This is a genomic window from Streptacidiphilus sp. EB103A (assembly GCF_041261405.1).
Taxonomy (GTDB): domain Bacteria; phylum Actinomycetota; class Actinomycetes; order Streptomycetales; family Streptomycetaceae; genus Streptacidiphilus.
In genome coordinates, this window is record NZ_JBGCAQ010000009.1 from 143,904 (window position 1) to 165,656 (window position 21,753).

At 70.5% G+C, this 21,753-nt stretch carries 19 protein-coding genes; 11 read left to right on the forward strand and 8 right to left on the reverse strand.

Annotation, left to right across the window (positions count from 1 at the left end; all coding sequences use genetic code 11):
- Positions 1-214 precede the first annotated feature (214 nt).
- Positions 215-1,168, reverse strand: a complete 954-nt coding sequence (locus ABH941_RS16740; RefSeq protein ID WP_370130214.1) for an NADP-dependent oxidoreductase — start codon at positions 1,166-1,168, stop codon at positions 215-217.
- 151 nt (positions 1,169-1,319) lie between these two features.
- Between ABH941_RS16740 and ABH941_RS16745 the strand changes: the two genes are divergently transcribed.
- From ABH941_RS16745 to ABH941_RS16755, 3 genes are all read left to right on the forward strand, one after another.
- Positions 1,320-1,706: a winged helix-turn-helix transcriptional regulator gene (locus tag ABH941_RS16745; protein ID WP_370130029.1), complete on the forward strand. Its 387-nt coding sequence runs from the start codon at positions 1,320-1,322 to the stop codon at positions 1,704-1,706.
- A 159-nt stretch (positions 1,707-1,865) separates the two neighbouring features.
- Positions 1,866-2,606 (forward strand): type 1 glutamine amidotransferase domain-containing protein, encoded by a 741-nt coding sequence (locus tag ABH941_RS16750; RefSeq protein WP_370130030.1) that lies wholly within the window; start codon positions 1,866-1,868, stop codon positions 2,604-2,606.
- Positions 2,607-2,685: 79 nt separating this feature from the next.
- Positions 2,686-4,062, forward strand: coding sequence for an LCP family protein (locus ABH941_RS16755; RefSeq protein ID WP_370130032.1), 1,377 nt, complete (start codon positions 2,686-2,688; stop codon positions 4,060-4,062).
- Between the two features lie 47 nt (positions 4,063-4,109).
- Here the strand turns inward: ABH941_RS16755 and ABH941_RS16760 are convergent, their stop codons facing one another.
- Together ABH941_RS16760 and ABH941_RS16765 are read right to left on the reverse strand one after the other, a co-directional pair.
- Complete coding sequence (locus ABH941_RS16760; protein ID WP_370130033.1) at positions 4,110-4,595, reverse strand: SRPBCC family protein; 486 nt, start codon at positions 4,593-4,595, stop codon at positions 4,110-4,112.
- Positions 4,592-4,990, reverse strand: coding sequence for an ArsR/SmtB family transcription factor (locus ABH941_RS16765; RefSeq protein ID WP_370130034.1), 399 nt, complete (start codon positions 4,988-4,990; stop codon positions 4,592-4,594). Before ABH941_RS16765 ends, ABH941_RS16760 begins: the two co-directional genes overlap by 4 nt.
- A gap of 115 nt (positions 4,991-5,105) precedes the next feature.
- Between ABH941_RS16765 and ABH941_RS16770 the strand changes: the two genes are divergently transcribed.
- The 7 genes from ABH941_RS16770 to ABH941_RS16800 all read left to right on the forward strand — a co-directional run bounded on the left by ABH941_RS16770 (position 5,106) and on the right by ABH941_RS16800 (position 15,178).
- A complete protein-coding gene (locus ABH941_RS16770; RefSeq protein ID WP_370130035.1) occupies positions 5,106-5,816 on the forward strand; it encodes a response regulator transcription factor in 711 nt (236 codons plus the stop codon).
- The gene (locus tag ABH941_RS16775) at positions 5,806-7,596 is read left to right on the forward strand and encodes an ATP-binding protein (protein WP_370130036.1); all 1,791 of its coding nucleotides are present in this window, start codon (positions 5,806-5,808) and stop codon (positions 7,594-7,596) included. Before ABH941_RS16770 ends, ABH941_RS16775 begins: the two co-directional genes overlap by 11 nt.
- Before the next feature lie 124 nt (positions 7,597-7,720).
- A complete protein-coding gene (locus ABH941_RS16780) occupies positions 7,721-9,340 on the forward strand; it encodes a glycosyl hydrolase family 18 protein (RefSeq protein WP_370130037.1) in 1,620 nt (539 codons plus the stop codon).
- A 97-nt stretch (positions 9,341-9,437) separates the two neighbouring features.
- Positions 9,438-12,080, forward strand: coding sequence for an alpha-L-rhamnosidase (locus ABH941_RS16785; protein ID WP_370130038.1), 2,643 nt, complete (start codon positions 9,438-9,440; stop codon positions 12,078-12,080).
- A gap of 113 nt (positions 12,081-12,193) precedes the next feature.
- Entirely contained in the window at positions 12,194-12,856 is a 663-nt protein-coding gene (locus ABH941_RS16790) for a winged helix-turn-helix domain-containing protein (protein WP_370130040.1), read from the forward strand.
- Positions 12,853-14,157, forward strand: coding sequence for a sensor histidine kinase (locus tag ABH941_RS16795; protein ID WP_370130041.1), 1,305 nt, complete (start codon positions 12,853-12,855; stop codon positions 14,155-14,157). Before ABH941_RS16790 ends, ABH941_RS16795 begins: the two co-directional genes overlap by 4 nt.
- Positions 14,158-14,200: 43 nt before the next feature.
- Entirely contained in the window at positions 14,201-15,178 is a 978-nt protein-coding gene (locus ABH941_RS16800) for a glycoside hydrolase family 26 protein (RefSeq protein ID WP_370130042.1), read from the forward strand.
- Here ABH941_RS16800 and ABH941_RS16805 read toward each other — a convergent pair.
- From ABH941_RS16805 to ABH941_RS16825, 5 genes are read right to left on the reverse strand one after another with little or no spacing between them, the layout of a single operon-like run.
- Positions 15,168-16,232, reverse strand: a complete 1,065-nt coding sequence (locus ABH941_RS16805; RefSeq protein WP_370130044.1) for an N-acetylglucosamine kinase — start codon at positions 16,230-16,232, stop codon at positions 15,168-15,170. The genes ABH941_RS16800 and ABH941_RS16805 overlap by 11 nt on opposite strands.
- Positions 16,232-17,479 carry a 6-phospho-beta-glucosidase gene (locus ABH941_RS16810; RefSeq protein WP_370130045.1) on the reverse strand — a complete coding sequence of 416 codons (1,248 nt, stop codon included), beginning with the start codon at positions 17,477-17,479 and terminating at the stop codon, positions 16,232-16,234. Before ABH941_RS16810 ends, ABH941_RS16805 begins: the two co-directional genes overlap by 1 nt.
- On the reverse strand, positions 17,476-18,375 hold the full coding sequence (locus ABH941_RS16815; RefSeq protein ID WP_370130047.1) for a carbohydrate ABC transporter permease: 900 nt from the start codon (positions 18,373-18,375) through the stop codon (positions 17,476-17,478). The genes ABH941_RS16810 and ABH941_RS16815 overlap by 4 nt, the downstream gene beginning before the upstream one ends.
- Entirely contained in the window at positions 18,372-19,331 is a 960-nt protein-coding gene (locus tag ABH941_RS16820) for a carbohydrate ABC transporter permease (protein WP_370130048.1), read from the reverse strand. The genes ABH941_RS16815 and ABH941_RS16820 overlap by 4 nt, the downstream gene beginning before the upstream one ends.
- Positions 19,332-19,344: 13 nt before the next feature.
- Positions 19,345-20,655: an ABC transporter substrate-binding protein gene (locus ABH941_RS16825; RefSeq protein ID WP_370130049.1), complete on the reverse strand. Its 1,311-nt coding sequence runs from the start codon at positions 20,653-20,655 to the stop codon at positions 19,345-19,347.
- A gap of 255 nt (positions 20,656-20,910) precedes the next feature.
- Here ABH941_RS16825 and ABH941_RS16830 point away from each other — a divergent pair, with 255 nt between their 5' ends.
- Positions 20,911-21,738 carry a GntR family transcriptional regulator gene (locus tag ABH941_RS16830; RefSeq protein ID WP_370130050.1) on the forward strand — a complete coding sequence of 276 codons (828 nt, stop codon included), beginning with the start codon at positions 20,911-20,913 and terminating at the stop codon, positions 21,736-21,738.
- Positions 21,739-21,753: the final 15 nt, after the last annotated feature.

Here is a 21,753-nt window from a genome sequence, read left to right on the forward strand (position 1 = left end):
GTGGTCCTCGCCCCCGACCCCGGGGGCGAGGACTGCGGGACTGCACCGCTGACCGCAGTGGTCCTGGATCCCCAGTGCTGCCAGGTCCAACGCGAACGACGGTTGGAGGGCACCAGCATGCTCGTCCTGACCACGCATCAGACCGGTTGCCCCGTCTGGACCGCCCGCTGACCCTGCTGGTCCCGCTCGTGGCTGCCCCGGGGCTGAGAGGGGGTCAGGAGGCGACGCCCAGGACAAGCTTGCCGCGGGTGCGGTCGTTCTCGCCGCGGGCGTGGGCCTGGGCGGCCTGCTCCAGCGGGAAGACCTCCTCGACCTCCACGCTCACCTCGCCGGCGTCGATGAGTCCGGCGATCCGGGTCAGGGCCGGGCTGTCCGGCTCGACCAGGAAGGCGCTGGTGCGCAGCCCCCGGGACCGGGCCGCCTCGTGCAGTTCGGGCGAGACGCCGGCGGGAATGGCGACGATCAGCCCGCCGGGACTCAGCACGTCGAGCGAGCGGGTGCTGGTGTTGTCGTGCCCGTCGCCGACGAGGTCGATGACCACGTCGATGTCCTTGGTGACGTCCTCGAAGCGGGCTGCGCTGTAGTCGATCAGCTCGTCGGCGCCCAGGGCGGTGAGCCACTCGTGGCGCGGGCTGCTGGCGGTGCCGGTGACGTGGGCGCCCAGGTGCTTGGCGAACTGGACGGCGAAGTGTCCGACTCCCCCCGCGGCGGCGTGGACCAGCACGCGCCGGCCGGGGCGGACGTCGGCGGTGTCGACCAGGGCCTGCCAAGCGGTGAGGGCTGCCAGCGGTACGGCGGCGGCCTGCTCGTGGCTGATGCTCCGCGGCTTACGGGCGAACTGGCGGGCGGGGGCGGTGACGTACTCGGCATATCCGCCCGCCGCGCGGGGGAACCACGGCATCCCGTAGACCTCGTCGCCGGGCTTGAGGGTGGTCACACCGAAGCCGACCTCCTCCACGACGCCGGAGACGTCCCACCCCAGGGTGAACGGGGGCTCGCCGAGCACCTGGGCCATGCCACCGCCGCTCCGGGTCTTCCAGTCGACCGGGTTGATCCCGGCGGCACGCACCCGAACCAGGACCTCGGTCGGCAGCGGCACCGGCCGGGGCACCTCCGCCACCCGCAGGACGTCGGGGCCGCCGAACGTGTGCTGCACCACCGCGCGCATCGACACCATGAGTCGTCTCCCTTGAAGCAAATATGCCGAAAAGCCGCTTACCGGCCCTCGGTCCAACGGGTTTGACCGTAGCCCCGGCGGGGTGGTTACCATCAAGGGAACCTACTTCCCATTGGGAAGCATGCAGCTGAGGAGTGCTCTCGTGACCACCGACTGCCTGACCGGCCAGCACGCCCATCACGACGTCTACTCGGCCCAGTGCCCCTGCCGCGCCATGCTGGATCTGCTGGCGAACAAGTGGTCCGCCCTGGCCATCGGGGCTCTGGACGACGGCCCTCAGCGCTTCGGCGCGCTGCAACGACTCCTGCAGGGCGTCAGCCCCAAGGTGCTCACCCAGACCCTGCGACGCCTGGAGGACGCGGGGCTCGTGGACCGCACCGTCTATCCCGCAGTGCCCCTGCACGTGGAGTACGCCCTGACCGCCCTCGGCCGCAGCGCAGCCGTGCCGCTGCGCCTCCTGCGGACCTGGGTCGAGGAACACATCGACAACGCCACGAACGTGGGCAGCAGAGTGAAGACACCCGAGTAGGCGGCCCGCGGAAGGAGAGGGGGGCGAGGCTGTGGGTGCCCCAGCCGAGCGCGCTCAGGACGTGGCCGGTGTAGGTGCGCGCCGCCGCGAAGGACGCATCGAGCACGGGGCCCGCGTGAGTCGGTTGATCGGTCCGACCCGTCCGCGGAAGATGGCCCCATGCGGATACTGATGCCCCTGCCCGACCGCGACTTCGACGTCACCGAGGTGGCCGTTCCCTGGCAGATGCTGACCGAGGCGGGCCATGAGGTGGTGGTGGCGACGGAGCGTCAGGGGGCCGCTCCCGCCGCCGATCCGAGGCTGCTGGACGGGGTCCTCTTCGGGAGGCTCGGCGCCGAGCCGGAGCCCGCGCGGTTCTACCACCGCATGGTGGCCGACCCGGGCTTTCGCGGGGCCGTCGCCTGGCAGGATCTCGTGGCCGCCGACTACGACGGCCTGCTGCTGGCCGGCGGGCATGCTCCCGGCATGCGGCAGTACCTGGGATCGGCGGTGCTGCAGCAGAAGGTCGCCGAGTTCTGGCGACTCGGACGGCCGGTCGCGGCGATCTGCCACGGTCCGCTGGTGCTCGCCCGTGCGCAGGACCCGGCCACCGGCCGCAGTGTGCTGCACGGGCGCCGCACCACCTGCCTGCCCGAGTTCCTGGAGCGATCCGCCTATCTGCTGACCGCCTGGCGCCTCGGCCGCTACTACCGCACCTACCCCGCCTACGTGCAGGACGAGGTCGCGGCCGCGCTCGCCTCGCCGGCCGACTTCCGGCGCGGCCCGCGCACGCTGTCACGGCGCGGCACCGCCACCGACCATCGCCCAGCGTTCGTCGTCGAGGACGGCAACTACCTCTCGGCCCGCTGGCCCGGCGACGCCTATCTCTTCGCGGAGCGGTTCCTCGCCATGCTGGAGTAGACCGCTCACAGCTGATCGGTTTCTGACAACTCTTCGCTACCGTCCCCGCCATGCCGAACCAAGTCATGGAGCTGCGGGTATGAGTGACGCAGAGTCTGCCGTTCCCGGGGACGGGAAGCGACGCGACGGCCGGAGGAAGGCGTCGAGGGTTCTGTCGTTCGCCGCCGCCGGCGTCCTCGTCGTGGGAGTCGCCGGCTTCGGCTACGCGTACGAGCGCCTCAACAGCAATATCAGGACCGCCTCGCTCTACACCGACACCCCGCACGTCACCCAGGCAGGCGGCAGCCAACGGAACAGCGGTCTGGGCACCGAGAAACCCGACGCCTTCGGCCACACCCCGCTCAACATCCTGCTGATCGGGTCGGACACCCGCAGCAGCGCCGCCGACTGCCGGATCGGCGGCGACTGCGGGCCCGGCGCGAACGCCGACGTCGAGATGCTGGTGCACCTGTCGGCGGACCGCAGCAACGCCACGGTGATGAGCATCCCGCGCGACACCATGATGGACACCCCGGCCTGCACCGACCCTCAGAGCGGGGACCATACGTCCGGTTCCTACAGCCAGATCAACAGCGCCCTGCAGTACGGCCCGGCGTGCTCGGTGGCAGCGGTGCACAAGCTCACCGGGATACCCATCGACCATTTCGTCATGATCGACTTCAGCGGTGTGGTGAATATGTCCGACGCGGTCGGCGGGGTGAACGTCTGCGTCGACAACAATGTCTACGACCCGTACTCGGGCCTCAAGCTCGCCAAGGGCACGCACACCCTGCAGGGTGCGGCGGCGCTGGCGTTCCTGCGGACCCGGCACGGTTTCGACGACGGCAGCGACCTGGGCCGTACCTACGCCCAGCATGTGTTCATCACTCAGATGATCAACAGGATCAAGAGCGCGGGCACCCTCAGCGACCCCGCCGCGCTGTGGCGGCTGGCGAACGCCGCGACCAAGGCACTGACCGTGGACACCGGCCTGGGCAGTCTCGCCAAACTGATCGGGCTCGGCGAGGACCTGGGCAAGGTGCCCGCGGACCGGATCACCCTCACCACGATGCAGACCCACGCCGACCCGCAGGACCCCAACCGGGTCGTCGTCGACGCCAAGGCGCACCAGCTGTTCGACGCGATCATCAACGACCGCTCGCTCACCGCGGCCGGCGCGGCGCCCACCGCGTCCGCCGGTGCCACGGCCTCCACGGCCTCCACGGCCACGGCCACGGCCACGGCCGCTGCCGCAGGTGCCCCCGCCCCCGCCCCGGCCGCGACCAGGGCGGCGCTGCCGAGCCCGGCCCGCACCAGTGCGCCTCCAGCCCTGGACGGCGCCCACGCCCAGATCGGCAACCAGGTCAACTCCTGTGCCCATGTGGGCAACCAGTACACCGTGCAGGTCAACGGGGTCGGCATGACGCCGATCGAGGCGTACGCCGCGAGCCCGGGGGTCAGCGACACCGCCCCCTGACCCGCACGAGTGGCCGGACCTGCGGCCGACCAGCAGGCCGCGCGGGCTCAGATCTGCTCGTGCACCAGCTCCTCCAGCAGGGTCAGCGCATCCTGCATGCCGTCCTCCATGCCGGACTGCAGGTGACCGTCCCGATTGGCCTGCGTCTGGTGCTCGACCAGAATCTCCAGGTAGGTCCGGCCGTCCTTCTCGGTGAACGTCGTGGTGTTGAGCGCCTGGGCGTCGGGGACGCCGGAGAAGGTCTCCGTGGTGACCAGGCGCTCGTCCGGGACGACCTCCCGGTACTCGCCGTAGAAGGCGAACTCGTAGCCGTTGAAGGCCTTCGCCTCCCAGCGCCAGCTGCCGCCGACGCGTACGTCCATCTCAATGCCGGTCACCTCGGCGCGGTTGGCGTGCCACCAGCGGCGCAGCAGCGCCGGGGTGGTGAAGGCCCGGTACACCAGCTCCCGGGGCGCGTCGAACTCGCGCGTGATCAGGATCTGGGTGTCGGTGGGGGTGGTGACGGTCGCCCGCCGGTGGTTCGTCGCAGTCATGGTTCCCGCTCCTTGTCCGTTGTTTCCGGTTCAGCTGGTTGCGATCCGTGGCGGCCGGGTTCCGCCTGCTGCCCCTTGAGGTCATCGAGCACCGCGTCCAGCAGTTCGAAGCGCTCGGTCCAGAGCCGTTCGTAGTCCTTGACCCACTCGTAGACCTCGCGCAGCGGCGCCGGTTCGAGCCGGTACATCCGCTGACGGCCCTCGTCGCGGAACCGGACGAGCCCGACCTCGCGCAGCACCCGCAGGTGTTTGGACACCACCGGCTGCGCCACGCCGAGTTGTTCGACCAGGTCGGTGACGGACCGCTCGCCCCGCGCCAGGGCGTCGAGGATCTCCCGCCGCCGGGGTTCGGCGACGGCGTTGAACGCGTCCGTCGTGGTCGCAGCTCTCGCCATGGATCCATCATATGCCCATATCGGCATACGTCAACCTGTCAGATAATTGTCAGATTGTGGCTCCGGCTCCCCCGCCCGGTGTTTTCCAGGATCGGGGCTGTTTAGGATCACGGTCATGCGTACATGTGTCCTGGTTGCCGAGGACGACACCATGCAGGCCGAACTCGTCCGGCGCTATCTGGAGCACGAGGGTCACACCGCCGTCGTCGCCCACAACGGGCGCGCCGCGCTGGAGCAGGCCCGCCGCCGGCGCCCGGATCTGGTCATCCTCGACGTGATGATGCCCGACATGGACGGTCTGGAGGTCTGCCGGACCCTGCGCCGGGAGAGCGAGGTGCCGGTGCTGATGCTCACCGCCCGCACCAGCGAGGACGATCTGCTGCTGGGCCTGGACCTGGGCGCAGACGACTACATGACCAAGCCCTACAGCCCCCGGGAGCTGATGGCCCGGGTCCGCACCCTGCTGCGCCGGACCCGGGACGGCAGCCCCTGGCGGGACGGGGTCCTGCACGTGGGCGACCTCCGGGTCGACCCGCGGGGCCACCGGGTGACCATCGGCGCCGCCCAAGTGGAGTGCACCCGCGGGGAGTTCGAGATCCTGTCGGCCATGGCGGCGCAGCCCGACCGGGTCTTCCACCGCTCCCAACTGCTGCAGGAGATCCACGGTCTGGACCTGGGCACCACCGAACGCGCCATCGACATGCATGTGATGAACCTGCGCAAGAAGATCGAGGCCGACCCCCGCCGTCCGGCGCGCCTGGTCACCGTGTTCGGCGTGGGCTACAAACTCACCGACGGAACGGGCGGGCGGCGACGTGCCCCGTAGTGTTCCGCTGCGCAGGAGCCTGGTGGTACGGCTGCTGGCCACCTCCGTGCTCGTGGCCGTCTGCTCGACCGCGGCGACCGCATGGCTCGCGGTGAAGTCCACCTCGCGGGCCATCGAGCAGCAGCAGAGCCAGGCGCTGTCCCAGGACGCCACCATCTACAGCACGCTGCTGGACTTCGCCGCCACCCACCACAGCTGGGACGGAGTCGGCCCCACCGTCGCCGCCCTGGCGCGCAGCACCGGCCGCCGCGTCGCACTCACCACCTCCACACGCGCCCCCGTCGCCGACTCCCAGCCCGCGGCGAACCCCGCCCCCGCCGGCCGCTCGCCACTGCCGTCCCAGGCCTCCGCCGTCGTGGACCCCCTCAACGTGGACCCCGCTCTCGCGCCCGGCTCCGGGGCCAGCCGGATCGCCGCTCAGGCCACCGGTCCGTTCCAGCTCAGCGGCAAGGAGCAGGCGGACCTGCTCAACGCCGCTGACACGACGGTCAGTTGCCTGGAGGAGATGGGGCAGACCGCCCGGATCACCACCAGCCCCGGCGGGCGGCCGAGCGTCGTCACCAACAGCGGCTACGCCGGCCTGCTGGTGATCGACAAATGCAACTCCAAACCGCTGCTCTTCCCCACCGAGAGCGAGGCGAAGGCACTCGCCGAACTCGACGGCCTGGTCAACTCCTGTCTGACCCGGCAGGGGATTCCGCCGGTCGAGGTCGACCTCGACTACTCCTGGACCGGGCGGCCGACCACCTCCAAGAAGGCCGCCCAGACCATCGCGACCTGCATCGAATCCGGTCGCCGGGAGCAGCTCGCCCCCTATGTCGCCCCTGCCGCGCTGCTCTTCGTGACCAGCCCGGCCCGGACCCCCGGCTCGGTGTTCGACCTGTCCCGGGCCAACACGATCCGCATCGTGGAGGTGACCGCGCTGGTCCTGGCCGTGACCGTGGCCGTCACCGTGCTGGTGGCCACCCGGCTGGTCCGGCCGCTGCGGGCGCTGGCCGAGGCGGCCCAGCGGCCCGACGAGCCGCATGCCCGGGTTCCGGTCCGGGGCAGGAACGAGATCGGCTACCTGGCAGCCGCGCTGAACGACCTCTCGCAGCGCCGCGAACGCATCGAGCAGCAGCGCGAGGCGATGGTCAGCGATGTGGCGCACGAGCTGCGCACGCCGCTGAGCAACATCCGCGGCTGGCTGGAGGCCGTCCAGGACGGCGTGGCGGCCCCGGATGCGGAGCTGGTCTCCGCCCTGCTGCAGGAGGCGCTGCTGCTGCAGCACATCATCGACGACCTGCGCGACCTGGCCGCCGCCGACGCGGACACCTTCCGGCTGCATCCCGAACCGGTCCGCCTGCGCGAGGTGCTCCAGCAGGTGGCCTCGGCGCACCAGGACGCCGCCCGGGCCGCCGGCGTCACCCTGGAGACCCGGACCGAGGGCGATCCGGGACTGGTGGCCGATCCGCTGAGGCTGCGCCAGGCGGTCGGCAACCTGGTGTCCAACGGCATCCGGCACACTCCCGAGGGCGGCAGCGTCACGGTGGGAGCCCGCCAGGACGGGCCGCGGACGCTGATCGAGGTGACCGACACGGGTACCGGGATCAGCTCCGAGAACCTGCCGCATGTCTTCGAGCGTTTCTGGCGCGCGGAAAAGTCCCGCAGCCGCCAGACCGGCGGCAGCGGTCTGGGGCTGGCCATCGTGCGCCAGCTGGTCGAGGCCCACGGCGGCACGGTGACGGTGACCAGCACCTCTGCTGCCGGAACGGTCTTCACGATCCGGCTTCCGAGGTGACCCCCGTAAGACGTCTTGACTGCACCCGTCCAGGCTGCTTCTCTAATACCTCACACGCCACTTGGTCTAAACCAATCGTGGCCACTGCCTGAATCGATTCACAGCAGGGAGAGGAAGCGCACGTATGTCCGCACGCAGAAAGTTCGCCTCCGCATTATCCGCACTGGGGGTGGTCGGAGCAGTCGCGGTCTCCGGATTCACCACCGCCGCGCCGGCGGTCGCGGCCTCGTCCCCCAACGCCTGGCCTGCGCATGTGTTCGCTCCGTACACGGACACCTGGTCGAACAACCTGACCCTCACCGACGCCGCGAATTCCTACGGCACCAAGTTCTTCACCATCGCCTTCGTCGACGGGACGGGCTGTCAGTGGTCGATCGGCGGGCAGGCCGCCCTGCAGACGCAGATCGACAACCTCCGCGCCGTCGGCGGCGACGTCTCCGTGTCCTTCGGCGGCTACACCTCCGACAACAACCTGACCGAGATCGGCGACGCCTGCTCCACCCCCGAGGCGGCGGCGACCCAGATCGAGTCGGTGGTCACCACCTTCAACCTGTCGCACCTCGACTTCGACATCGAGGCGAACTCGCTGACCAACTCCGCCGGCATCGACCGCCGCGACAAGGCGCTGGCCGAGGTGCGCTCCTGGGCGAGCTCCAACGGCCGCTCGCTGTCGATCTCGCTGACCGTGCCGGCCACCTCCGCGGGCCTCAGCGGCTCCGGGGTCAGCCTGCTCGACAACGCACGCTCCAACGGCTTCACGCCCGACGTCGTCAACCTGATGACGATGGACTACGGGACCTCCGGCGTGGACATGGGCAGCGCGGCCAACCAGGCCGTGGACGCCGCGGCCGGCCAGGTCGCGAGCGCCTTCGGCATCTCCACGGCCGCGGCCTACGCGAGGCTCGGCGACACCCCGATGATCGGCCAGAACGACAGCCCGGGTGAGATCTTCACCCTCGCCGACGCGAGCAGCGTCGAGAGCTACGACGCGTCCAAGGGCATCGCCCTGCTGTCCTACTGGGACGAGAACCGCGACAACGGCGGCTGCCCCGGGTCGACCACCGCCTCCGGCACCTGCAGCGGTCTGAGCCAGTCCACGGGTGACTTCGCCCGGGCCTTCCAGCCGTTCACCGGCGGCGGCAGTTCGGGCGGCGGCAGCGGCGCGGCCTTGCCGGGCACCTGGACGCAGTGCGCGTCCGAGAACGGGACCTGCGCGGTCGACGGCCACAAGACGGTCGCCTTCGGTGCCAACGGCGCGTTCACCTACGGCACCCTGGGCAACTCCACCGCCTGCACCACCGCAGTCTTCGGCGACCCCGCCCCCGGCACCGTCAAGGCCTGCTACACCGAGACCCCACCCCCGGCGGCCAACACCTGGACCTCGTGCGCCGCCGAGAACGGCACCTGCTCCTTCGCCGGCGTGATGACCGTCGCCTACGGAGCCAATGGCAGCTACGCCTACGCCACCCTCCCGGGTGGCACCGCCTGCTCCAACAGCGTCTTCGGCGACCCGGCCTCCGGCAGCGTCAAGTCCTGCTACGTGATCGCACCCCCACCGTCCTTCAGCAGCTGGACCTCCTGCGCGGCCGAGAACGGCACCTGCTCCATCAGCGGCACCCATGAAATCGCCTACGGCGCCGGTGGGCAGTACTACTACCGGACCGTCAGCAGCTCGACCGGGTGCGGCAATTCGGTATTCGGCGACCCCATTCCGGGGACAGCCAAGAACTGCTACGTGCAGTAGCGCGAGCAGAGCGAACGCACCATCCCGACGGCGGCGTGCAACGCCAGAGCAATGAATCGTTACACGCCGCCGTCGAACCCCTCTGGAGGAGACCCCCATGCATCGCGCGTATCGCCTCGCGCTGACCGTCAGCGCCTGCGCAGCCCTGCTCGTCACCCCCACTCTCGGTTCGCCCGACCGGGCGACCGCCGCGTCGGCGACCGATCCGGGCAGCGCCTACAACCTCTCCCCCACATCGCGGACCCTGTCCCCGGCCTCCGTCCACAGCACCGCGGGCACCGTCAGCGGTCCGTCCAACCTGCTCTCGGGTCAGTCCACCCGGCTGACCGGCAAGGGCTCCGCGGTCACCCTGGACTTCGGCAAGGAGGTCGGCGGCATCGTCACCCTGCACTTCGCCGGCTCCAGCGACGCCGGCCAGAGCGTCGGACTGGCCTTCACCGAGTCCCCCCAGTACGTGGGCGCCAGCAGTGACAACTCCGCCGGTGGCACGGACGGCGCCATCTACGCCTCCGTCTCGGGCTCCGGCAGCTACACCATGCCGACCGACAAGCTCCGCGGCGGCTTCCGCTACCTGACGCTGTTCCTCAACTCGTCCGGCTGGGTCGACGTCGACGGCGTCTCGCTCGACTTCACCGCGGCGCCGGGCGTCGCCGACCCCGCCGCCTACCCCGACTACTTCTACTCCAACGACGACCTGCTCAACCGGATCTGGTACGCGGGCGCCTACACCGTCCAGTTGAACACCATCGATCCGGCCCAGGGCCGGGTCTACCCGCCGGTGTCCTCGGGCTGGGAGAACAACGGCTCGGTCGGCTCGGGCAGCGAAGTGCTGGTGGACGGCGCCAAGCGGGACCGCTCGATCTGGTCCGGCGACCTGGGCATCTCCACACCCACCGCCTACGTCAGCACCGGCGACACACTCGGCACCCGCAACTCGCTGAACGCGCTCTACGGCGACCAGAAGTCGTCCGGCGAACTCCCCTGGGGCGGACCGGGGTTCAACCTCTACAGCTCCGACACCTACCATATGTGGGCGCTGATCGGCACCGCCGGCTACTACCTCGAAACGGCCGACAAGGGCTGGCTCGACGGCATCTGGTCGCAGTACCAGCGCGGCGTCGACTTCATCACCGCCAAGGTCGACGGCGACGGGCTGCTCAACGTCACCGGCACCCAGGACTGGGCCCGCGGGGACCAGGGCGGTGAGAACATCGAGGCCAACGCGATGCTCTACCACGTGCTGGCGACCGGTGCCTCGCTGGCGCAGGCCGAGGGCAACAGCTCGCTGGCCAGCAGTTACAGCAGCCAGGCCGCCGCCCTGCGGACCCAGATCAACGCGCGGCTGTGGGACTCGGGCACCGGGGCGTACCGGGACAACCCCAGCAGCTCCCTGCACCCGCAGGACGGCAACTCCCTGGCCGTCTGGTACGGAGTCGTCCCCTCCTCGGCACAGGCCACCAGCATCGCCGCCTACCTGCGCGGCAACTGGAGCAGCATCGGCGCGAAGACCCCGGAGTTCAACAGCAACATCTCACCCTTCGCCGGCTCCATGGAGGTGTACGCGCACTTCACCGCCGGCGACGACACCAACGCGCTGAACCTGATCCGCTCCGAGTGGGGCTACATGCTCAACTCGCCCATCGGGACCGGGAGTACCTTCTGGGAGGGCTACGGAGCCGACGGCAGCCTGTCCGCCTATCCCGGCTCGTTCACCAGCATGGCGCACGGCTGGTCGACCGGGCCGACCGGCGCGCTGACCACGGACGTGCTCGGCATCGCGCCGACCGGCCCCGCCGGTGTTGCCTACCAGGTGGTTCCGCATCCCGGCGACCTCACCCACGTCGAGGGCACGCTGACCGTGACGACCGGCAAGTCCGTCCACGTCAGCTACGACCACCCGGCCGCGGGCAGCTTCAGCATGCAGGTCGACAGCTCCAGCAACACCGGATCGACCGGCGTGATCGCCGTCCCCAGGTTCGGGCAGGACCATGTGGTGAGCGTCAACGGCGCCGTCGTCTGGAACGGGAGTTCCTTCACCGCCACCGCCGGGATCACCGGCGCCGACCAGGACGCAAACGACATCTACCTCCGCGGCGTGCCGCCGGGCTCCTACACCGTCGGCTACCCCGCCACCGGCACCATCGCCCCCACCCAGTACCAGGCCCTGCCGGGCACCTGGACCCAGTGCGCGGTCGAGAACGGGACCTGCGCGGTCGACGGCCACAAGACGGTGGCCTTCGGCGCCGCGGGGAAGTTCAGCTACGGCACCCTGGGCAACTCCACCGCCTGCACCACCGCAGTCTTCGGCGACCCCGCACCCGGCACCGCGAAGGCCTGCTACACCGAGACCCCACCCCCGGCGGCCACCACCTGGACCGCCTGCGCCGCCGAGAACGCCACCTGCGCCTTCAGCGGCGTGATGACCGTCGCCTACGGAGCCAACGGCGCGTACAACTACGCCACCCTGCCCGGCGGCGCCTCCTGCACCAACGCCACCTTCGGCGACCCCGCACCGGGCACCGCCAAGTCCTGCTACCTGACCGCGGCACCGCCCTCGTTCACCACCTGGACCGCATGCGCCGCCGAGAACGGCACCTGCTCCTTCAGCGGCGCCCACGAAGTCGCCTACGGCGCCAACGGCCAGTACTACTACGGCAGTTTCAGCGGCGGCACCCCCTGCGGCAACACCGTGTTCGGCGATCCGATCGCCGGCACGGCGAAGGTCTGTTACGTGCAGTGACCCATGCCGTACAGCAGCACTGAGCAGAGCGTCCGCGGTCGACTCGAACACGGGTCGGCCGCGGACGCGTCGATTCCGCGGTCCGAACGCGTCCGCAGGTAGGGTGAGCGATCATGCGCGTGCTCGTGGTGGAAGACGATCCCGGACTCGGCCCGGCGATCGCAGCCGGGCTGCGCGCCGCCGGGTTCGCGGCCGATCTCGCGGAACGCCTCCAGGAGGCCGACCTCAAGGTGTCGGTCAACGCCTACGACTGCGTGATCGCCGATCGCGGCCTGCCCGACGGCGACGCCCTCGACCTGCTCAAGGTGTGGCGCGACGACGGCCGTACCTTCCCGGTGCTGGTGCTCACCGCCTTCGGCACCCTCGACGACCGGGTCTCCGGCTTCGAGCACGGCGCCGACGACTACCTCGTCAAGCCGTTCGCCATGGCCGAGCTGGTCGCCCGGGTCCGCGCGCTGTGCCGGCGGGACCAGCCGCCGCGGCTGCCGGAGCTCACCGTGGGCGACGTGACCATGGACCTGCCGCGCCGGCGGGTGCGCCGCGCCGGGGTGCTGCTCACGCTCACCGCCAAGGAGTTCGCCGTGCTCGAGGCGCTGATGCTGCGGGCCGGGCAGGTACTCACCCGCAGCGAGCTGATCGAGAGCTGCTGGGACGAGAGCGACCCGATGTCGAACGTGGTCGACGTGGTGATCCGACAGCTGCGCCGCAAACTCGGGCCGCCCGACCTGATCGAAGCCGTCCGCGGCACCGGCTACCGGATCGGCGAGCCGGAGTGACCGCCGACCGCCCCGCCGTCGCCAGGCTGCGCCGGCTGCGCTGGTCGATGACGCTGCTCTACGCGGCCTGCAGCGCCGCCTGCCTGATCGCGCTGGTGTTCATAGCCGCGGCCATCGACACCCGGTCCCGGGCCCACAGCCTCGACTCGGAGGTGGCCGGCCGCGCGGAGGCGTTGTCCCGCGCCGTGTGGATGGACCAGGGCGTGCTGCACCTGGAACCTCTCGCCGAGGACGAGCTCGCCGGCGTGTCCACGGTGACGGCCGTGATCCAGCGCACTGGCAGCGGCCCGCTCCGCGTGCGATGGGTCCGGCCCTCGTCCGGCGCCGCGCTGCCCGGCGCGGCCGGACTCGACTCGCTGTGGGCGTCCACGCTGGAGGTCCAGACGACGTTCCTGGCGACGAAGCCGGGAGCCGACGGCAGGCGGCTGCGCTGGGCCGCCGCACCGGTGTGGGACGTCAACGACATCGGCGCCGTCGTCCTCACCGCGATCGACCCCGGGCCCGGACAGCAGAGCCACGAGGGGCTGCTCCGCCGGCTTGCCGCAGGCTGCGCGGTCCTGGTGCTCCTCTCCGCTGGAGCCGGTCATCTGCTGTCCGGGCGAAGCATGCGTCCGGCCCTGCGGGCGCTGGACCAGCAGGAGCAGTTCCTGGCCGAGGCAGCCCACGAACTGCGCACCCCACTCGCGATGCTGCGCCTGGTGATGGAGGCGGGCAGCGCCGCACCGGAGCGTTCGCCCTCGGCGATGGCCGAGTCGGTCCGACTCGTCGACCATATGGGCCGGCTGGTGGCCGGGCTGCTCGTCCGGGCCCGGATCGAGGCGGGCTCCCGTCCGCTGGAGCTCACGCCGCTGCGGCTGGACCAGCTGGTCGAGCAGGTGGTCGACGAGTTCCCGGGCAGCGGTGCGGCTGTCGCGGTGACGACAGAGCCGACCATCGTGCGCGGCGATCCCGACCTCCTCGCGCAGGCGGTGCGCAACCTGCTGGAGAACGCGCTCCGCCACGGCGCGTCGGCGGACCGCGTCCCCGGGGACCAGTCGGCATCGGTGGAGGTGGACGTGGCGGTGGAGGTGGACGTGGCGGTGGGCACCGTGACCGTCCGGGACCACGGTCCGGGGATCGCCGCTGCGGAGCGCGAGCGGATGTTCGCGGACCGGGTCTCGGGCGGCCGCGGCGGCACCGGCATCGGCCTGGCGATCGTGCGGTGGGTCGCCGAGCTCCACGGCGGAACGGCCGACGCGACCGGGGCGCCCGGAGGAGGAGCGCTGCTCACCCTCGTGATTCCCGAGCACGCCCCTTCCTGACCGCTTCATCGTCTCCTCATGAACCGGTCAGCATCCTGGGGCCGTGAAGATCTCCAGCACCTCATTCATAGGCGCAACCGCACTGCTGTTGACGCTCACCGCGTTCACCACCGCATGCTCCGGGTCCGGACCGGCCCTCACCCACCGGGTGCTCGACCACGCCGAAGGCGCCGACCTGGCGGTGAGCAAGGCGAAGAACATCCTCGTTCCCGCGCACGGCGCGCTGCTCGGCCACTACTACGGCGCAGGGAGCATCGCCCAGACCGACGCCCGCATCGGCCGGAAGCCGGCCGTCCACCTCGTCTACTACAACTGGACGGACGACTGGGCGGCCTCCCCGACGACGCGCGCCGACCTCGCCGACGGCCGCATCCCGCTGGTCAACTGGGAGCCGTTCGACGTCGACTTCAACGACATCATCAGCGGAAAGCTGGACGCGACGATCCGGGCCCGCGCCGACGGCGCCAAGGCACTGGGCAAGAAGTTCTTCCTGGACTTCGCGGCCGAGATGAACGAGGAGGAGGGCTGGGGCGGACACGACCCGGCGAAGTACATCGCCGCCTACCGCCACATCCACGACGTCTTCGTCGCCCGCGGCGCGACCAACGTCGTCTGGGCCTGGTGCCCGAACGTCACCGACAGCGCCGACGCCCCGTCGACGATGAGCTACTACCCCGGCGACAGCTATGTCGACTGGACCGGGGTCGACGGCTACAACTGGGGAACCTCGGACCCGAACTTCGAGTGGCAGAGCTTCAAGGACCTCTTCGCCGACATCTACGCGAAGCTCGCCGCGAAGGGCAAGCCCATCATCATCGGCGAGATGGCCTCCGACGAGACCGGCGGCAGTAAGGCGCAGTGGATCGACTCCGTCGTCCCCACCCTGAAGTCCACGTTCCCACTGATCAAGGCGTTCGTCTGGTTCGACATCGACAAGGAACGGCACTGGCAGATCAACTCCTCGCCGTCGTCGCTCGCGTCCTACGCGCGCATGGCGAAGGATCCCTACCTCAATCCCTGACTGCCTCGACCGGACCCGCAGGCGCCAGGTCTCGCCGCAGCCGCACCGCCGCTGCGGTGAGGCCATTGTCCGTCCCCGGGAGCAGCTCAAGGGCGGCGAGGGCGGCGCCGAGCAGCGGCGGGGCGGTGCTGACCACCGGGCGGGCCCAGGGTGCCTCGTCGGCGAGCCGCCGCTCGATCCGGGTGAGCAGGTGCGGGTGACGCGAGGCCAGAACGCTGCCGCCGAGGACCACTTCCGTGTCCTGGTCCCCGCTGTGGGTGGTCCCGCTGGGGTCAGTGGCGCCGCCCAGGTCGAGGCGGCGCAGGATGGTGAGGGCCATGGCAGCGACCTCGTCGGCGAGGCGGTCCACCAGTGCCCGGGCGGTCCGGTCGTCCTGGTCGCAGGCGGCGAACACGGCTGGGCAGAGTTCGCTCAGGCGCAGCGGGATGATGTCGCCGCTGTGCAGGGCCGCGGTCACCTCGGCGACCTCGCTCACTCCGAAGTGGCTGGTCACAGCCTTGCGCAGCAGGGTCTGCGGGCCCCGCCCGTCCTCGTCCCTGACGGCGTGCCAGAGCGCGGCGGCGCCGATGTCGACGCCACCGCCCCAGTCGCCGGAGATGGGTCCCAGGGCCGGGAAGCCGGTCGTGGATCCGTCCGCGGCGACGCCGACGCAGTTGATGCCGGCGCCGCAGACCACGGCGACGCCCCAGGGCCGGGTGGCGCCTGCGCGCAGCACGGCGAAGGTGTCGTTGTCGACGCGTTGGACGGCGGCCCAGCCGCGGGCGGCGACGGCCCGGCGCAGGGCCTGGACCTCGTGCGGCAGGTCGGCCCCGGCGAGGAAGGCCGCGATGGCGTCCACCGTGGTCCCGTGGTCGAGTCCGGCGGCGGTCAGGGCCCGGGCCCGGATCCCGGCCAGCAGGTCCATGGCCGTGTCGAGGCCGTCCGCCTGGGGGCGGAAGCCCAGGCCCCGGGCCCGGCCCAGGACTGTGCCGTCCGTGCTGAGCACGGCGACGTCGGTCTTGCTGTTGCCGCCGTCGACCGCCAGCAGCAGACCAGGTGCGGATTGACGGTCCATCAGGCCCACCGCAGGTGTCCGCGGTTGGCGGCGATGAGCTTGTGGGCGAGCTGTTCGGCCATGTCGATCTGGCCGATCAGCGGGTGGGCCAGCAGCGCGGTGGAGACGCGCTCGACGCCGCCGCGCAGGGCTGCGCTCAGCGCCAGTTCCTCGTAGGCGCTGACATGGGCGATGAGTCCGGCGAACAGCGGGTCCACCGGGTCCACCGGGAGGGCGGTCGCACCGTGGGCGCCGACCCGGCTGGGGACCTCGATGACGGCGTCGTCGGACAGGAACGGCAGCGTGCCGTTGTTGCGGACGTTGGCGACCAGGGTGTCGCCGGTGTCGGCGGTGAGCGCGTGCACCAGCTGGAGGGCCGCCTCGGAGTAGTAGGCGCCGCCGCGCTGGGTGAGCAGCGCGGGCAGCTCGTCCAGCGCGGGGTCGGCGTAGAGCCTCAGCAGCTCGCGTTCCATCGCGGCGACCTGCTCGGCCCGGGAGGGTTCGACCAACTGCTCGGCCAGGACCTCGTCGTGGGCGTAGAAGTAGCGCAGGTAGTAGGAGGGGATCACGCCCAGGCGACGGACCACGTCGATCGGCATGTGCAGCCGGTCGGCGAGGGCCTGGCCGTGGGAGGCGAGCAGCTGCGGCAGGACGTCCACGCCGTCCAGCCGTACCGAGCGTTCCCAGGTGAGGTGGTTCAGGCCGACGTGGTCCAGGGTGATCCGCTGGTGGTCGACGCCGAGCCAGTCGGCGAAGGTGCGCTGGAATCCGATGGCGACGTTGCACAGTCCCACCGCCTTGTGCCCGGCGTCGAGCAGGGCGCGGGTGACGATGCCGACCGGGTTGGCGAAGTCGACGATCCAGGCCTGCGGGGCGAGCCTGGCGACGCGTTCGGCGATGTCCAGCACGACGGGGACGGTGCGCAGGGCCTTGGCCAGGCCGCCGGCTCCGGTGGTCTCCTGGCCGATGCAGCCGCACGCGTGCGGAAGGGTCTCGTCGATGTGGCGGGCGTCCTGGCCGCCGATGCGCAGTTGCAGCAGTACGGCGTCGGCGCCCTCGATGCCCCGGTCGGGGTCGGCGGTGGTGGTGATCTCGGCGGGGTGGCCCTGCCGGGCCAGGATCCGCCTGGCCAGCGGGGCGATGACGGCGAGCCGGTGCGAGTCGGGGTCGACCAGGGCTATCTCCCGGACCGGGAAGCCGAGCCGGGCGAAGCCGTCGACCAGTTCGGGGGTGTACGTCGATCCGCCGCCGACAACGGTGATCTTCAACCTTTGACTCCTGTCAGGGTGACGCCCTCGATGAAGGCTTTCTGGGCGAAGAGGAACACGAGGATCACCGGCGCCATGGCGATGACGGTGGCCGCCATCGTCAGGTTCCAGTGCACCGCGTGGGAGGTCTTGAAGCTGGCCAGGCCGACGGCCAGGGTCCAGTGGGACGGTGTCTCGCCGGTGTAGATCAGCGGCCCGTAGTAGTCGTTCCAGGCGTTGAAGAAGGCGAAGAGGGCGACCGCGACGACGGCGGGGCGCATCATCGGCAGCACGACCCGGGTGAGGACCTTGAGTTCGCTGCAGCCGTCGACCCTGGCGGCGTTGAGGTAGTCCTCGGGGATGGTGAGCAGGAACTGGCGCAGCAGGAAGACCGAGAACGCGTCGCCGAAGAGCGAGGGAATCACCAACGGCCAGATGGTGCCGGTCAGATGGAGCCGGGCCCACATCAGGTACATCGGGATGACCAGGACCTGGGGCGGCAGCATCATCATGGTGATGACGGCGAGGAACGCGGTGTTGCGGCCCTTGAAGCGGAAGCGCGCCAGGGCGTAGGCGACGGGGATGCTGGAGAGCAGCATGGCCGCGGTGGCGGTGACCGCGTATACCACGGTGTTCAGCAGCCAGGTGCCGAACGGGGCGGTCGAGAACACCGCGGTGTAGTTCGACCACTGCCAGTGCCGGGGCCACAGTCGGGAGCTGAGCGACTGCTGGTCGGTCATCACCGAGGTCAGCAGGACGAAGACGATCGGCCCGATGAAGGCGCAGGCCAGGCCGACGGCGACGGCGTGCTGGGCGATCCAGACCAGGGCCTTGCGGCGGCGGGCCCGGCTGCGGGCGGCCCGGTGCGGCGAGATGGCGCGGGCGGGCGCGGGACGCGCCGGTGCGTGGGTCGTCACAGCGGGGACTCCTGGGTGTGCTGGGGGTCATATCCGGAGGCCCGTCGGAGCAGGACCAGGGTGCAGGCCATCGCGACCACGAAGAGCACCACGGCCATGGCGCAGGCGTAGCCCGCGTGGAACTGGTTGAAGCCGGCGGTGTAGAGCTCCTCGGGGAAGGTCATCGTGGAGCCGTCGGGGTAGCCGGGGGCCGCCTGGATGCTGCCGTTGGCGACATTGGCGGCGACGACGGCCTGGGTGAAGTACTGCAGCGCCGCGATCACACCGGTCACGCTCGCGAACAGGACGACCGGTGAGATCGCCGGCAGGGTGACGTAGCGGAACCGCTGCCAGGGGTTCGCGCCGTCCAGTTCCGCCGCCTCGTACTGCTCGGCGGGCACGTCGAGCAGCGCCGCCAGGAAGATGACCATCACCGTGCCGCTGCCCCACAGCGAGAGCAGGGTCAGCGCGGGTTTGGACCAGGTCGGCGAGTCGAACCAGAGCGGCCCCTGGATGCCGAACAGGCCCAGCAGGTGGTTCACCGGCCCCGAGGCCGGGTTGAACAGGCAGACGAAGGCGACCGTCGCGGCGACCGGCGGGGCCAGCGCCGGCAGGTAGAACAGGGTGCGGAAGAGGCCGGCGCCCGCCTTGAGCCGTGCGGTGACCATGGCCACGCCCAGAGCGAAGAGCACCTGCGCCGGAACCATGATGACGACCAGCCAGCCGGTGTTGCGGACGGCCTGCCACAGCTGCGGGTCGGAGTCCAGCATGAAGCGGTAGTTGCGCAGCCCGACGAACTGGGCCGGGGAGAACATGTTCGAGTTGGTGAAGGACAGCCAGACCGTCATGGCCAGCGGATAGATGAGGAAGACGGCGAAGCCGACCAGTCCGGGCGAGAGGTAGAGGAGGACGCGCAGCCGGTTGCGGCGGCGCCTGGTGCGCAGCGCCGGTGCGTCTGGGAGGGGCAGTGTGCTCATGGCCGGTGCCGTCTCACTGTCCGAGGCTGAGCGCGGCGTTGTTCTGCTTGTCGACGGCTCTCAGGCCGGCCTGGAGGTCGGCGATCTGGCCGGTCTGCCACTTGTTGGCGAACAGGCCGTAGTTGGTCAGGTAGGCGCCGCCATCGGCGCTGGCCGGGGTGGTGGAGGTGAGCGGGTTCTTGAACACCTCCAGGAAGGTGGCGAACTCGGGGTCCTTGGACAGCGTCAGCGACGGGGAGTCGAGTGCCGCGAGCGTGGTGGGGACGTTGCCGATGGCATCGGCGAGCGTGGTCACCGCATCGGTGTCGGTGGTGAGGAACTTGACCAGCTTCCAGGCGGCGTCGGGGTGCTTGGCGCCGCGGGGGATGCCGATCACATTGCCGCCGACGTAGCCGGAGCCGTAGAGCTGTGGCTTGGTGTCGGCCGCGGGCATGGGGGCGGTCGCGTAGTCGACGGTCGACTTGTCGTTCTTGATGAAGGCGGTGCGCCACTCGCCGTCCACCATCATGGCGAGGTTGCCGGTCTCGAAGGAGTTCTGCGCCGAGAACTCGTCCGGCATGCCTGCCTTGAACTTGGCCAGTTTGGCCTGGCCGAACCAGTCGACCAGGTTCTTCTGCCAGGTCATCGCGGCCGCGAAGGCGGGGTCGGCGCCGACGTTGGAGGTGCCGTCCGCCTTGAGCCAGCTGCCGCCCCAGCTGGTGACCAGGTGCTCGGTGAGCATCTGGTAGGCCCCCAGGTAGGGCATGAACCCGGCGGTCCTGATGGACCCGTCGGCGTTGAAGGTGGTGAGCTTCCTGGCGTCCGCGGCCAGTTCGGTCATGGTCTTCGGCGGGGAGGTGATCCCGGCTGCCGCGAAGAGCTTCTTGTTGTAGTACAGCCCGAAGGTGTCGGCGAGCCACGGCATGGTGCAGCGCTTGCCGCCGAAGGCGGTGTACGACTGGACGGCTTTCGGGATCTGGCTCATGTCGACGTGGTCGGCCGCGATGTCCGCGGTGAGGTCCTCGAAGGCGCCGGTGGAGCACCAGCCGCCGACGTTGTTCGCGTTGAAGGAGGCGTCCACGTCCGGGGCGGTGCCGCCGCGGATGGCCTGGTTGACCTTGTCGTCGGTCTGCCCGGGGACGCTCTTGACGGTGATGTACGGGTACTTCTGATGGAACTTCGCCAGCACCGCGTCGACCGAGGCGATCTCGTGGGGGGACGAGAAGCCGTGCCAGAAGGTGATGGTGACCGGGGTGGTGTCGTTGGCGCCGGTGTCCGCCTTGGTCGGGCCGCCACCGGCACTGCAGGCCGTCGCGACCAGCACGCCTGCCGCGACAAGGGCCATGGCACAGGTGCCTCTAGTGCGTCGGGCGCTGCGGGCAGTCGGTCTGCCCTGGGTTCCGGACACATGGACCTCCGAAATGAATGCTGACCACTTATTGACCAGTTGGCACATCCTGAGCCATGCTCTGGGCAACGTCAAGAGCCTCCGGGGCGCTCGACCGGGACACAGCCCGGGGACACAGCCCGGGACACAGAGCGGGAGATCAGCGGTAATCTCCCCTGGTGTGGTCCAGATACGAGGGAGACTGGTAAGCGAATGGTCAGCAGCGAAAGCCACTGGCGGAAACGCGAGCGGATCCGGGAGCACCTGCTCGACCTGGTCGAGGTGACCCGGGTCGGCGCGCCGATCCCCGGGGAGCGGCAGTTGTGCGAGGAGCTGGAGGTGTCCCGTCCCACGCTGCGCTCGGTCGTCGACGACCTGGTACGGGACGGCCTGCTGGTCCGCGAGCACGGCCGCGGCGTGTTCGTGGCCAAGGCCAAGGTCGCCCAGCACCTCTCCCAGACCGCCGGGCACACCCTCGGCGTCGGCGGCGTGGACGGCGTCTGGACCAGCCGCACGGTGGACTTCCGCAGCGTCACCGCCGGGCCCAGGATCGGCCGGCGGCTCCAGGTCTCACCCGGCGAGCAGGTGCTGCGGATCACCCGCCTCCGGCTGGTGGACGGCGTCCCGATGTCGGTGGAGAAGCTGAACGTCCCGCAGTCGCTGGTGCCCGGGCTGACCGCGCACGACCTGGAGGTCGAATCCTTCTACCGGCTGCTGGGAAGCAGGTTCGGCATCCTGCTCACCGACGCCTCGCAGATCATCGAACCCACCGTGGTCGACGAGGCCGAGGCGGAACTGCTCGGCGTCCCGCTGCACGCCCCGGCGCTGCTCTTCGAGCGCGAGACCCGGGACGCGGACGGCAGGGTGGTGGAGTTCACCCACTCCGTCTACCGGGGTGACCGCTACCGCATCTTCACCCAGCTCTCCCTCGCCGCCCGGCCCGACAACGGCAAGGTCCTCGGCGGCTCCTGGTCCGCCGCCTCGACCGTGCCCGGAGCGGACACCCTCGTGGTGGACCCGTACTGGACCGACAAGGCATAAGCGGTCCCACCTCAG

What these genes read in the sequence shown, in the direction of transcription:
- ABH941_RS16820 (WP_370130048.1), bottom strand. Translation starts at nt 19,331, where the DNA reads ATGAGCACACTGCCCCTCCCAGACGCACCGGCGCTGCGCACCAGGCGC.
- ABH941_RS16825 (WP_370130049.1), bottom strand. Translation starts at nt 20,655, where the DNA reads ATGGCCCTTGTCGCGGCAGGCGTGCTGGTCGCGACGGCCTGCAGTGCC.
- ABH941_RS16770 (WP_370130035.1), top strand. Translation starts at nt 5,106, where the DNA reads ATGCGTACATGTGTCCTGGTTGCCGAGGACGACACCATGCAGGCCGAA.
- ABH941_RS16830 (WP_370130050.1), top strand. Translation starts at nt 20,911, where the DNA reads ATGGTCAGCAGCGAAAGCCACTGGCGGAAACGCGAGCGGATCCGGGAG.
- ABH941_RS16790 (WP_370130040.1), top strand. Translation starts at nt 12,194, where the DNA reads ATGCGCGTGCTCGTGGTGGAAGACGATCCCGGACTCGGCCCGGCGATC.
- ABH941_RS16750 (WP_370130030.1), top strand. Translation starts at nt 1,866, where the DNA reads ATGCGGATACTGATGCCCCTGCCCGACCGCGACTTCGACGTCACCGAG.
- ABH941_RS16785 (WP_370130038.1), top strand. Translation starts at nt 9,438, where the DNA reads ATGCATCGCGCGTATCGCCTCGCGCTGACCGTCAGCGCCTGCGCAGCC.
- ABH941_RS16740 (WP_370130214.1), bottom strand. Translation starts at nt 1,168, where the DNA reads ATGCGCGCGGTGGTGCAGCACACGTTCGGCGGCCCCGACGTCCTGCGG.
- ABH941_RS16780 (WP_370130037.1), top strand. Translation starts at nt 7,721, where the DNA reads ATGTCCGCACGCAGAAAGTTCGCCTCCGCATTATCCGCACTGGGGGTG.
- ABH941_RS16805 (WP_370130044.1), bottom strand. Translation starts at nt 16,232, where the DNA reads ATGGACCGTCAATCCGCACCTGGTCTGCTGCTGGCGGTCGACGGCGGC.
- ABH941_RS16755 (WP_370130032.1), top strand. Translation starts at nt 2,686, where the DNA reads ATGAGTGACGCAGAGTCTGCCGTTCCCGGGGACGGGAAGCGACGCGAC.
- ABH941_RS16765 (WP_370130034.1), bottom strand. Translation starts at nt 4,990, where the DNA reads ATGGCGAGAGCTGCGACCACGACGGACGCGTTCAACGCCGTCGCCGAA.
- ABH941_RS16760 (WP_370130033.1), bottom strand. Translation starts at nt 4,595, where the DNA reads ATGACTGCGACGAACCACCGGCGGGCGACCGTCACCACCCCCACCGAC.